This is a genomic window from Psychrobacter sp. 72-O-c, assembly GCF_904846605.1.
In the GTDB taxonomy this organism is placed as follows: domain Bacteria; phylum Pseudomonadota; class Gammaproteobacteria; order Pseudomonadales; family Moraxellaceae; genus Psychrobacter.
In genome coordinates, this window is sequence record NZ_CAJHBI010000014.1 from 51,446 (window position 1) to 64,895 (window position 13,450).

Here is a 13,450-nt window from a genome sequence, read left to right on the forward strand (position 1 = left end):
AGGTTTACAGTAATGAATACCGCAAAAGTGCAAGACTATGAATAACAATAGTAAAAAAAAGACAAACAAAAAAAAGTGGCTGTTGTTGGGAGTAGTCAGTACGGCTTTATTACTGATACCACGGCGTAGTAGCCGAAAATCAGAGCGCCCTAACCCTTAAACTAATATTTGCTTAAAAAGAATGTTTAAGTGGCGAAAAACATGTTAATTTAAGAACATATGTTTGTTTGAGGAGATTATTTAATGCTCTCTATTTTTCGCTGTTTCTAAAATGGTCAAAATCGTAGCCAAAATTATGGACACTAAGTTTTACCAGCCGCGAAGGGGTATGTCGCCTTTAATATTAACTATGCTATTGATCATCAGCGGTAGCAGCCTGTTGAGCTGTGAGCAACCACCACAATCCATGTTTGAACAGCAGGCCAATACAAAGTCAGCTACTGACAGTGCAGACCATTCTAATGACGACAATAATAATACAGCAACCGCTGTAGTAACATCAGTAACACCTGCTGTTACCTCAAATAGTACAAATAGCATTGCCGCTCCAATGATAAATATAAAGAAGCAGCAAGCCATTGCTCGGCAACCAAATTGCAATGCGCTGCAGACGAGTTGTCAGTATTTTGAGCTTAACGTGTTAGAATTCAGCCCAGCTCAGCCGTGGCTAACCAGTATTATGTGGCAAACTATTGCGCGTGCATTAGCACCAGTAACACCCCTTGCCAGTCAAGATGAAAGGGCTAAAAGAACCATTTCTATGTTATTTAGTCAGATTGAATATGGTACTGAGGTAGTCGAATCGTTGCCTATGTATCAACGCATCGATACTGAGCTGGTACTTAATCCAGTAGTTAGCGATCCATCAACTAGTAGTTCAGATACCGCCTATCTTACAGTACGCTCCAATCAGCATCGTAGCGACAGTCGCCAGCAGCAAGTCACCTATGTGATGCTTGATATGCAAAAAAAGCTACAGCTGACTATTGAGGATATTTTGCTCCCAAAAGTGAGCACCGATGAGCTGCTATTGACCTTTCAAACAGCTAAAAAAGAATGGCTGACTTTGCAAGATATTGAGCAAAAGTATCATGAAGACTGGCCCTTGCATTTATCGCGGCAATGGTATTTAGACCAGCAGGGATTGCATATGGTCTACCAGTCAGGGGAACTCCTCACCGCGAAAACCGGTGCTGTGGACTTGATGGTCCCTTATGCGTTGTTGCAAGGATTGATTAAACCGCGTTATATCGTGCAACCACCGATAGATCCTAAACCTTAATATGGTTACTAACAAATGGGTTACTGACAAAGTAAATACTGCTAACAAAGTAGTTAAGAACAACACAGCTGCTAATAAAAAAATTACTAATAAACCAGTCACTAATAAACCAGCTACCAACCGTGGAGTCCGTTAATGACCGCCATCGACTCATCGCTTATCGCTAATAAGCCATTGCCCATCACCTTTCCTCTAGTTGATACGCATACTCATTTCGATGCGCCAGTATTTGATAGCGATAGACAGACTCAGGCGCAGCAAGCCTACAATCGCGGTGTTCGTCACTTAGTATTGGTTGGCTATTTATATCGACATTTTGACCGATTATATGATACCCAACAAGCATTTGATGCAATGCCGTCGTCTGTTATGACGGATGTAGCGGGTCAGTCAGACTTGCACCCTAAAGCACATATTGCACTAGGGCTGCATCCGTTTTACATTGAGCAGCATACTGAGGCCCATTTGACGGCCATGGCGAAGATATTGGAAGAACGCCGTCCGCTGGCAGTTGGAGAGATTGGGCTAGATACTTATACTGACACAATGAAACAGCCTGAGATTTTTGCCAAACAGCAGCGTTTTTTTAATGCTCAGCTGGATATGGCAGTGACCCATCAGCTGCCAGTCATGCTGCATATCCGTAAAGCTCATGCTGAAGCCTTAGCGTTATTAAAAGCACACGATTACGATGCTCATAAGCTGGGCGGTATTGCCCATAGTTTTAGTGGTGGCGTACAAGAGGCTAAGGCTTTTGTTAAATTAGGTTTTAAGCTGGGTGTTACCGGTCAGGTGACCAACCCCAACGCCAAAAAACTACGCCTCGCTATTCAAGCAGCCGTTGATGATTATGGTATTGGTTGCTTGGTAATAGAGACTGACTGTCCCGATATGACGCCTATTATGTGTCAGACTTCAGACAACAGCCAGTCAGCGCTTGGGCAAAGTCCACCTGATGAGTGGAGTGACGCGCCAGCGCACAATAGAAACGTACCGGCTAATTTATCATGGGTACTGCTAACTTTGAGTGAATTGCTTGATACGTCTCCAACTGAACTTGCTCTGCAATTGTGGCAAAACAGTTGCGACGCTTTGCAAACCAAATGGACTTATCCAATATAGTCATTATGAAATATAGTCATTATAAACAGCAACTGTAGATAGCAACTAACAGTAGCAACTATAAATAACAACCGTAACCAATCCAAAGAGCTTTTAATCTGTTATGAATCAACAACGACAATTGCAATCACCGGCCACTCAACCGGACGCAACTGACTTATTATCAGGCCATGAGCCATTAAGTCATGATGAGCCAAATGTAGCGTCTGAGCAATATGGCCGTCGCTTTAAAGGAACACAAACTCTTTATGGCGAGGAGGCAGTTGACACCTTTGCTACCGCTCATATCTATATTATTGGGGTAGGGGGCGTTGGGTCTTGGGCGGCAGAAGCACTGGCACGAACGGCAGTTGGGACAATTACCTTAATTGATTTGGACGTGTTAGTCGCCTCCAATGTTAATCGACAACTGCCTGCTTTGGACAGTACCTTTGGGCAAAGCAAAATTGCGGCGATGGCAGCTCGTATCCGTGAGATTAATCCAAAAGCAACGCTACATCTAGTTGATGACTTCTTGAGCGTCGATAATGTAGCAGCACTACTGCCCAGTCGCCCTGACGCTAAAGTTGCAGCTGTAGAAGGCAAGCCTATCGTTATTTTAGACTGTGTTGACGATATGAATGCTAAGCTTGCAATTGCGCTGCATTGTCGCTTTAATAAACTAAAGCTGATTTGTGCAGGCGGTGCTGGGGGTAAAACAGACCCACGCCAGATTACCGTCAGCGACTTACGGGACAGCTACCAAGATCCACTACTCGCTAAGCTGCGCAGTAAGTTACGCCATGAGAAAGGCATTAATAGTACGCTCAAAGAGAAATTTGGCATCAAGTGCGTGTATTCAACAGAGCCGCCACGTGTGGATAAAAGCTGCCAAACAGGCGGTTTACAGTGCGGTGGCTATGGCTCAGCGGTAGTGGTAACCTCAGTCGTAGCAATGGTTATGGTCAGCGAAGCGTTACAGTTATTGACCAAGCAGACGCGCGTTAAGCCAATTATTTGATCTTAGAATAAGCATTAAAATTGATTTATGGAGAGCATCTTGTCTATATATAGTTATCCAGTAGCGGTAGATGAAGACGTTCGTATCGACAAGCTTCATCACTACCAAGTACTCAATAACAAGAACGAGCCTGCATTTGAGCGTCTGACTGAGCTGGTAAAGTTGTTCTTTAACGTGCCAGTAGTGACCATCACTTTTATGGATGAGCAGACGCAATATCTAAAATCTCCTCATGGACTCGATGATATTTGTACGACCGCGCGTGAGTCAGCCATTTGCAATTATACTGTGCTGTCTGATGAGGTGTTCGTGGTGCCGGATTTATCACGTGATAGCCGATTTAGCCAAAACCCCTTGATTACAGAATCTCCCTTTTTGCGGTTTTATGCTGGCGCGCCGATTATCTTACACGAAAACAATACGACCTATCGTTTAGGCTCTTTGTGCTTAATGGACATGCAGCCTAACCACAGCTTTGATGACAAACAGGCTCAGTTATTGGCCCAGTTTGCGGTAATGGCCGCAGATTCGTTACAACTACAAGAAAAGCAGCGTCAGGCGAAGCATGATAATGAGATGAAGTCAGAGTTTTTGGCCAATATGAGCCACGAAATACGGACACCCATGAACGGTATCATTGGCATGGTAGAGATGTTGAGTGACACTGAGCTTAGTCATGAGCAAAAAGAGTATGTGGACAATATAAAAGTCTCAAATGAGCATTTATTGGCGATTATCAATGGTATTTTGGACTTATCAAAAGTGGAGTCTGGAAAAATGGCCATTGATGTTATTCCGATGAACCTATCTACTTTATGTAATGAAGTTGTGAGCCTGTTTTCCAGCAAGGCAAGACAGCGCGGATTGATTTTAGATTATCATTATACTGAAGCGTTATCGCCTTATGTAAAAGGCGATCCAGTACGGCTCAAACAGATTTTAGCAAACTTGGTCAATAATGCTATTAAGTTTACGCGCGAAGGTGGGCGTGTCAGTATCGACGTTAAGCACCAGCCTAATTGTTACTGTTCTGAATACATCGACGTAAACGATTCGGATAAAACACCCTACAACTTGGTGGATTACGGTGCGATGACGTTATGTATCGAGGTAACGGATACTGGCGTCGGCATTAAATCAGAATCGCTAGAGGCGATATTTGATGCTTACAATCAAGCAGACAAGTCCACTCATCGCCTTTATGGTGGCACTGGTCTTGGATTGTCCGTATGTAAGTCCTTAGTGACGCTGATGGGTGGTCAAATTATGGTAGATAGTGTGGTTGGTGCGGGTACCAAATTTAAGGTGTTGTTACCGTTACCCACTATTGACGAGGCGCAATACGAGACGTGGCAATCTTCAAATGATAATATAATTAACGGCTCCAGCCCGCAGCTTGCCGGTCATATACTGTTAGTTGAAGACGACAATGTGAACGCCATTATTGCTAAAAAAGCGCTCCAGAAGAGTGGTCATACGGTCACTCATGTCACCGATGGCCAACAAGCTATCGAACACTTCACCTTGCATCCTGAGCGTTATGACGTGATTTTGATGGATCATCACATGCCAATTATGGACGGCGTACAAGCGACAATTAAACTGCATGAGTTGTATGATCCTCAAGTGCTACCGCCTATTATCGCTCTGACCGCTAACGCCATGGACGGTGAACGCGAAAAGTATCTACAGGTTGGCATGCAAGATTATTGCACTAAGCCGTTTAAAAAAGAACAATTGAATGCCTTAGTACAGTATTGGCTTATGCATAAACAGTCGTCATCAAAATAACGCTTTAAAAGTAACCTTATATTTTTTTGACGACTGTATTTATACTGGTTTTTTCAACGATTGCTTGCTTATTTTCTCATAATTCACTTCATAAAAAAGCCTAGCCGTTTATTTGACGGTTAGGCTTTTATTTTAATGCTAGTATCAATTTTACTATTAGGGACTAGTTATGTAGAGGCTAGTTATATAAAAACTGATTATGAGCTGACTCGAGTTTGGTAATCGCCGGTACGGGTATCAACGCGCACCACTTCCCCTTGTTGCACAAATAACGGCACACGTACTACAGCACCAGTCTCTAAAGTGGCCGGTTTGCCGCCGCCACCTGAAGTATCGCCGCGCAGGCCAGGATCGGTTTCAGTAATTTGTAATTCGACAAAATTAGGCGCGGTAATGGTTAAAGGAACACCATTGAATAAGGTGATCACGCACAGGGCATTGCTGTTTTCCTTTAACCATTTCACAGCATCGCCGACTGCGACTTTATCCGCTTGTAGTTGCTCAAAGCTTTCAGGATCCATAAAGTGCCAAAACTCACCATCGTTATACAGATAGTTCATTTCAGTATCTATGACATCAGCCGCCTCTAGGCTGTCGCCTGATTTAAACGTCTGCTCTAACATTCTGCCGCTACGTAGATTGCGCATTTTTACGCGGTTGAATGCTTGGCCCTTTCCGGGTTTGACAAACTCGTTTTCAATGATGGAATAAGGGTTGCCATCGAGCATCACTTTTAGACCGGCTTTGAATTCATTGGTAGAAAAACTTGCCACAAGAGACTCCTAAGGGTTGCTAATTGTTATCAACAGTCATAATAAACGATTATTAGTTGGATTTGGAACAGGCTGCGCTAAAAGATGCTGTCATGCTAAGCGTTTAAGTATCGACTCCTATGCTTTGGTAGGATGCCCACTAACAGCGTATAATGTCGGCTTTTAGGTACAGGTAGTAGGTTGTCATGATAAACCATTTAATCACACAAAAAAACTGGCAAACGCAATTATCCGAAGCTATTACCTCAGTTGATGAGCTACTGAGCATCCTAGAGCTTGAATCGCTAAAAGCAAGAATTTACCTACCTGCTTATTTTGAGCTGCGAGTCCCACGCGCTTTTGTGGCAAAGATGACCATCGGTGATAGCGATGATCCCTTATTAAAACAGGTACTACCAGACCAACAAGAACAAATCACGGTAACGGGCTATGTTAATGATCCGCTCGACGAGAACGCGCACAATCCGGTTAAAGGGCTGCTTCATAAATATCAATCAAGAGTGTTGTTAACGATTACGGGGGCTTGTGCGATTCATTGTCGGTACTGTTTTCGTCAGCATTTTGATTATAGTGCCAATATGCCAACTGCCTCTGCACAAGCAGATATCATCGATTACATCACAGCACATCCTGAGATTAATGAAGTCATCTTAAGTGGCGGCGACCCTTTAAACGTTACTAATCGGCGTTTGTTTGCTTGGTTCGATACCTTAGACGCTATCCCGCAATTAACCACCATTCGCTTGCATACACGCTTGCCTGTGGTCATTCCAGCGCGGCTAGATGACGCGCTATTAGACAGAATGGCGCAAAGTCGGTGTCATATTGTGATGGTGATTCATTGTAACCACGCCAATGAAATCGACACCCTCACCTTGGAATACTTACAGCGCGCTCGAGCAGCGGGCATCACCTTATTGAACCAAACGGTGTTATTAAAAGATATCAACGACAGCGTTGCTACCCAAGTGGCGTTAAGTCAGCGCTTATTTACTGCTGGGGTGTTGCCTTATTATCTGCATATTTTAGATAAAGTGGCCGGTGCCGCCCATTTTGATAGTGATGAGCGGTCGGCTATCGAGCTTTACTGGCAATTATTATCTGAATTACCTGGATATTTGGTACCTAAACTGGTGAGAGAGTTGCCAAACAGACCATTCAAGGTGCCGATTGACATTTACAATGGCGTTTAAAATAGGCATTATGATAAGCTAGGATTAATAGTAACAAAGGTTCACTAATAAGATTTTGATAGGTCAGTTGCCATTAATAAGGTCAACTGCTATTAACATATGTTGTCAACAGCTACTATCGACACAAGGTATTCGTATAGCGATTGATGACTTGTGCCGTTACTCTTGTGCAATCACTAAGGATAGTGATGATAACTTTATCGACTTTTCAAGAATATTTGTCTTCTAAGGCTCCGCTACCGCCGCCGCCAGATCGGTATATCGACGGTCAAGAACAGCAACTGTCCAAATGGGCAGCGCTCTTGCCACTACAGACTGAAGCAGAGCAAGCGGATCAGATAGAAAAGGTACTTACTGAGTTGACGGTGGCTCACCTAAATGACAAGCTGCGCCTTAAGTTAATCAATATCGTAATGACCGCATCGGAACAATTAATTGCTACTTTACGTAAGCGTTATATCTATGAATCTGGAACGTTTACCGACAGTCAATTGAGCGATATTGCTCAGGTCAAGTCGCTGTACTATTTAAGTATTCTGGTTTATGACGGCATCGTACGCCGTCATAGTGTGTCCCTAGATTATCAACGGAAGTACGAGCCTTCGATCGGTCATTGGAAACGTTATTTCACTTTCATAAAACCGCCGCCGTCTACTTTAGCAGTGGCGATTTATCAATCACTACTCAGTTACCAGAAGCTATTAAACGAAAAGGCTATTTGCTACCAAAAGCCACCGCCCTCATTATGGTTCACGCTCAATCAGCTGTACTATCTTGCCTACCAGCGTCATATTGCTCATATAGATTTGAGTTCAGTAGTGGTAGCCCGCCACGCTAATAATATCCATCAGCTATATTGTCAGATATGCTTGCACCATTTATTGAATGTCTATGCCATGCAACGTTCTAGTGTGCTGCTGGCCCAGCGCTTACTCCCTGTGTGGGCAGACCATATGGTGGCTACCACAGAGCCGCAAACCGATACGCGCGTCTTTGTTGACTTACATAGCGAGAACTCACCTGCTTATTTGACCGCTCATTCTACGATTAACCCCTATGACGAGCGGCATGAGTGCTTATTTATAGAGCTCGTACCTTTAGTAGCGTATTTAAAAATGCGCGGGCAAGTCTTGGCTGCTGATGACAATGAGGCCGTGGTGTGCTGTCTGATGGCTAAGGTATGGATGGCGATAACGTATCGTTATATTCAACCGCCACTAACGATGCCGACAAAATATAGCACCAAACAACGCGCGACTGTCATTACTGGTTTCAATGACATTCATTACCATGTTGCAGGCTCGCAAAGCTTGTTGAGCCTAATAGCTGTTAAAGAGCTGTCACCTGAGCAGCAACCTCGTTATGATACTGTGCCAAACAAACACGCTCTAAGTAAAGCATTAGAAGTTGAAACCTTCGATAGCAAGGATGCCTTGTCACATTTTCGGACGCTGCAACTGCTACCGAAGCCAGACTCAGATAATTTAGCGGTCGCTACCAAAGATAAGCCTTCATTACAATCGATAGCACAGTCGACGAATTTAATGACGGATGCTGACCAACAAATGGCAGCTATTGCGAGTGCCGATAACCCTAGTCCTACCGCACTGCCGTTATTACGAACCATGAGCCTGTTTTTGTTATGTCGTCCTGAGACTGATATTAATAAGAACAGTACGACCACACCCAGTTGGTCAATAGGAATAGTACGTTGGCTTACTCTTGATACTCAAAAAACTGACCAGCAAGCTGTCTATGATCAAGGTCTTGATAGTCAAAACTCCAGTAGCCAAAGCATTGATAATCAGACTTCAAAGGTGGAATGGCAAGTATTGGGTCATGAGTTAACAGCCTGTGCATTGCGCTTAGATGATAGAAGCACGACGCGCAGTCAACACTTCGTGCCGGCGTTGCTGGTCGGCGATGATGAGCAACTACAAACTACTAGCAGTTTACTCTTACCTGCTTATCACTTTCGTAGTAATGATAGAGTAATAATGCGTCTGGGTGACAAACAACAGCCTTTGCGCTTGCAGCGTAGTTTGCTCAGTACTGAGGGCTTCAGCCAATATGAAATAGTGCGACTTTAGTCGCTAAGCTCATATCGGCAGGAAATAATAAGGCCTTAATTAAAGAATATAAGTAAGAAGTGTAAATAAAGAATAAGGTTAACCAATTGTGTTTGTAAGTAAATGAGCAGCCCTCTAACTTATCGCTTATAATAGTTTGTGCTTGTATTTCAGTCTCATGTGGCTTGGAAGCAAGCAATAAAAATACGACCATAAAGTTAAAAGGCTTCCTATGCGTACCCATTCCGTCCTGAATCTATTGGTTATCGATGATGACCAGCTGTATGCTGAGCGCTTGGTACAGTTATTGGGTGCTTATTATGATAAAGTTAATTTAGGCTTCTTAGATGACAAAGATGAGCTGCTAAAATCGCTACGGCAACCGTGGGATGTTTTGGTATTTGGGCAAGCGTATGACATGGAATTTACTGATGTGGTGGGTATTGTCCAAGAGCAAAGTATTGATTTACCCATGATTTGCCTGATGAGTAAGGAAGCAACCGCTACCGATCATAATGAGGAAGGGCTACCTGCTGTTATCAGTGGCACGATGGTCAAAGCGCTATTGGTAGATGAAGAAACGTCAGTGGTGATGGCTATTTGTTTACAACATGATAACTTACGTAGCCGCCGCCAACTTAAGACCTTACGTTATGTCCTGTCTGAGGCGGAGCAACGCGCCAATATCTTAATTAAAAACTCCAAAAGCGCCGTCGCTTATATTGATCAAGGTATTCATATCTTTGCTAACGACCCTTATCTTAAGTTGTTTGGCTTTGATTCCATGAATGACGTCATTGGCATACCTATCATTGATTTGATCGCAGGCGGTGATAACGTTAAAGGCTTTAAGCAGTTTTTACGTCAGTTTGACAAGGGCAACCGTGACCAAGTCGAGTTTAATTTTGAAAGTCTACGTGCGGATGGCAACACCTTTGAAGCCAAACTACAGTTAGCGGTAGCGACCTTAGAGGGTGAACCCGTTACCCAGATTATTATTCAACCAAACAGTAATAATAGCGCTGAGCTTGCCAAACGTTTGGCAGCAGCGGAGCGTAAAGACAGCTTGACGGGGCTTAATAACCGCCACGGTTTTGAAGAGCAGTTTGCCGCCATACATCAGCAGGCAACAAAGGGCGTACTCACAGCGGGACTGTTGTACCTTCAGCTGGATAATATTGGCAAAATTAGAAGCAGTTTGGGTTTGCAAGGGGTAGATACCACCATCCAGCAGGTCGCTCATGTACTCGATGAGATGGTGCCGGATGGTCATGTCAGCCGCTTTAGCGATACGGCATTTACTATATTAGTAGAAAATATGCCAACCACAGCGCTCAAAGGGCTCGCCGAACGTATAGGTGAGCGTATAAGTGAGATGCTGATTGAAGTAGATAAGCGTACTACCAACACTACGGTTAGTATCGGTATTGTGAAGATCGAGCAGAATACAGCTGAGCCAAAAATACTGCTTGAGCGCGCTATGGATGCCATCACTCATATTATGGTTGAGACGGCTAATCATGGGGGTACTTATCATTTATATGACCCTAGTGAGCATGCCAACAGCGATGATAGCGCGCTCGCTGAGTCTTTGGTTGATGCTATTGCTAATAATCGCTTTGAGCTGTTATTTCAGCCTATGTACGACATCAATAATGACCGTAGTGACTTTTTTGAGGTATACCTGCGTTTGCCATTGGCAGATGCCGAAAATACGGTGTTAACCCCCAATCAATTTATGGCGGTCGCCAAAACCCATCAACTGCGTGAAAAAATAGATCGCTGGGTACTGATTAACGCCTGTAAGAAGATTAACGATGTCCGCAAGTCTCATCCTGAGGCACGCCTGTTGGTGCAGTTGACCAGTGCCTCGCTTATTGATAAAAAACTACCGAACGTTGCCAGCCAATTGATTAATGCAGTTGGCGGTGCACCTGGCTCGTTAACACTACAATTTAATGAAACAGATATCGTCAATCATTTAACCGTAGCCAAGTCTCAGTTTGCAGCGCTTAGCCAAGTCAACTGCCAGCTTGGCATTCATAACTTCGGCTCATCTGCCAAGTCTATTGAGATTGCCGACTTTGTGCAGCCTGATATGATACGCTTAGCGCAAAGCTATGTAGAAGACATTGAGTCTGCGGATAACTTAGATACCGTCAAGTCATTGGTTGTACGTACTAAAGAGCTTGGAATTGATGTGTTGATGCCTTATATCGAGGATGCAGCGACTATGTCAGTAGCATGGAGTGTTGGGGCGCGATACCTACAAGGCTTTTATCTGGAAGAACCTAGCAAAACCATGCAGGTATCTCAAGAAACGTAGCGCTTAACAAGATCACACTCAACAAGGTGGCACTCAATAATTTAGTGTTTAAATAGCGTGTGCTTTGTGCGCTATCTAACTGTGAGCAAGCCATTTTTTCCTGACGACTTCCCATGATTAGCTACGCCTGACTGTTCATAAATCATGGTCTATGTAGGCTTATACATAGCCAAAACCCTCTCAACTAAAGATTAAAAATCATGTCTATCTGCAGTAAATATCAACTGAGCGGTGTCTTTGCCGCTGTCTTATTGCTCACTGCTTGCGGTGAGCGTATGCCGCCTGATTACCGAGATCCTGTGACCTTACCGTTATATACCGAAGGTGACGCTGCTAATGGAAAGCTGATTTTTACGGATGCCTGCGGACAGTGTCATCAGTTGAATCCAGGAAGCAATAAAAAAGGCCCGCAACTGATGAATATATATGGTGCGTCGGCAGCAAGTTTAGCTGATTACGACTATAGCGAAGGATTAGCAACATCAGGTTGGGTATGGGATGCCGAAACCCTTGACCCTTATATTGCCGATGCCGAAAAGGCAATGACTGACTCAAAGATGTTAGCCGATCCAATGCCAGATGCCAGCGAACGTGCCGATGTTATCGCTTATTTGTCCACATTGCGCGCAGCAATTCCGGCTCTTGATGCCGAAGGCTATCCAGTAGCTGTCGATGCTAACAAAGGCACTGATACAAGTGACAATACCGAGCACACGCAGATGAGCAATGAGCCAATCGAGGTGTCAACAGATCCGTCACAAAAACCGGCGGCAGATTTTCAATAAACTTACTTTTAATTAACTCTCATAATAATCAAACCAACCGGTAGTTTATGATGCGCCACTCTCAATCCCAATCTTTTGACGATTCCATTAATGCCTCCACGTCAACAAATAATCTATCTGTCGCTGCAAAAGACCAAGCTTTGCCAATCACAGATGATTATGGTCGCAATCAACAGCAAATTGCGCAATTGTTAGCCCAGTTAAATCAGATTGTTTTGGATAAACCGCAAGTGATAAAGTTGGCGCTCAGCGGCATCTTGGCAGGTGGGCATCTGTTACTACAAGATCTGCCCGGTATGGGCAAAACTACCTTAGCGCAGGGGTTGGCTCAGCTATTAGGGCTAACGTTTAGCAGAGTACAATTCACCAATGATATGCTACCCGCAGATATTTTGGGTATGAGTATCTACAATCAAGCCACGCTCAGTTTTGAGTTTCGTAAAGGCCCTATATTTACTCAGCTGTTACTCGCTGATGAGATTAACCGCTCCAGCCCCAAGACTCAAAGTGCTTTATTAGAAGCGATGGAGGAGCGGCAAGTCACCCAAGATGGTCAATCATACCGCTTACCGCAGCCATTTTTTGTAATAGCCACCCAAAATCCATTGCAGCAAGCGGGCGTTTATCCACTCCCTGAATCACAGCTGGATCGTTTTTTATTGTGTTTGTCACTAGGCTATCCATCGCCTGCTGCGGAGCGTGCGCTACTACAAGGACAAGATCGCCGTGAGCTACTAAAAATCTTAGATGCGGTGCTTGATACTGAAGCAGTAATGTTAGCGCAGCAAGGTGTACAGCAGGTGTATGTAGCGGATGTGGTGTTGGATTATTTACAGCGGCTGGTCGCAAAAACGCGTGCAAGTCAAGAGTATCACGGTCTGTCACCGCGCGGCGTATTGTCGCTACAGCGCGCAGCACAAGCTTATGCCTATGTATCAGGGCATTCAGAGGTAACACCTGAGGATATTCAAGCAGTATTTGCAGCGGTTACTGATCATCGGTTGGGACAACGGTTTGTTCCGGCGCATGTGGCCGGTGGACAAGCACCGCAGACGATCGCTCAGCGAATTATGGCAGAAGTGTCGGTTATTGTTTAAGCATAGATAAGG

The 13,450-nt window shown here is 44.2% G+C and carries 10 protein-coding genes; 9 read left to right on the plus strand and 1 reads right to left on the minus strand.

The window, feature by feature from the left end; genetic code table 11:
• The first annotated feature begins 328 nt into the window (after positions 1-328).
• The 4 genes from JMX97_RS06910 (at position 329) to JMX97_RS06925 (ending at position 5,195) form a co-directional block, all read left to right on the plus strand.
• Positions 329-1,282 (plus strand): hypothetical protein, encoded by a 954-nt coding sequence (locus JMX97_RS06910; protein ID WP_201556402.1) that lies wholly within the window; start codon positions 329-331, stop codon positions 1,280-1,282.
• 135 nt (positions 1,283-1,417) lie between these two features.
• Positions 1,418-2,404: a TatD family hydrolase gene (locus JMX97_RS06915; RefSeq protein WP_201556403.1), complete on the plus strand. Its 987-nt coding sequence runs from the start codon at positions 1,418-1,420 to the stop codon at positions 2,402-2,404.
• A gap of 103 nt (positions 2,405-2,507) precedes the next feature.
• A complete protein-coding gene (locus tag JMX97_RS06920; RefSeq protein ID WP_201556404.1) occupies positions 2,508-3,404 on the plus strand; it encodes a ThiF family adenylyltransferase in 897 nt (298 codons plus the stop codon).
• Positions 3,405-3,443: 39 nt separating this feature from the next.
• The gene (locus tag JMX97_RS06925; RefSeq protein WP_227671489.1) at positions 3,444-5,195 is read left to right on the plus strand and encodes a GAF domain-containing hybrid sensor histidine kinase/response regulator; all 1,752 of its coding nucleotides are present in this window, start codon (positions 3,444-3,446) and stop codon (positions 5,193-5,195) included.
• Positions 5,196-5,392: 197 nt separating this feature from the next.
• Here JMX97_RS06925 and efp read toward each other — a convergent pair whose 3' ends face one another.
• Entirely contained in the window at positions 5,393-5,968 is a 576-nt protein-coding gene (gene efp / locus JMX97_RS06930; protein ID WP_201556406.1) for an elongation factor P, read from the minus strand.
• Positions 5,969-6,153: 185 nt separating this feature from the next.
• Here efp and epmB point away from each other — a divergent pair, with 185 nt between their 5' ends.
• From epmB to JMX97_RS06955, 5 genes are all read left to right on the plus strand, one after another.
• The gene (gene epmB, locus JMX97_RS06935; protein ID WP_201556407.1) at positions 6,154-7,161 is read left to right on the plus strand and encodes an EF-P beta-lysylation protein EpmB; all 1,008 of its coding nucleotides are present in this window, start codon (positions 6,154-6,156) and stop codon (positions 7,159-7,161) included.
• Between the two features lie 188 nt (positions 7,162-7,349).
• Positions 7,350-9,251, plus strand: a complete 1,902-nt coding sequence (locus tag JMX97_RS06940; RefSeq protein WP_201556408.1) for a hypothetical protein — start codon at positions 7,350-7,352, stop codon at positions 9,249-9,251.
• Positions 9,252-9,462: 211 nt separating this feature from the next.
• A complete protein-coding gene (locus JMX97_RS06945; RefSeq protein ID WP_201556409.1) occupies positions 9,463-11,556 on the plus strand; it encodes an EAL domain-containing protein in 2,094 nt (697 codons plus the stop codon).
• Between the two features lie 200 nt (positions 11,557-11,756).
• On the plus strand, positions 11,757-12,341 hold the full coding sequence (locus JMX97_RS06950; RefSeq protein WP_201556410.1) for a c-type cytochrome: 585 nt from the start codon (positions 11,757-11,759) through the stop codon (positions 12,339-12,341).
• Between the two features lie 47 nt (positions 12,342-12,388).
• On the plus strand, positions 12,389-13,438 hold the full coding sequence (locus tag JMX97_RS06955) for an AAA family ATPase (RefSeq protein ID WP_227671488.1): 1,050 nt from the start codon (positions 12,389-12,391) through the stop codon (positions 13,436-13,438).
• Positions 13,439-13,450 lie beyond the last annotated feature (12 nt).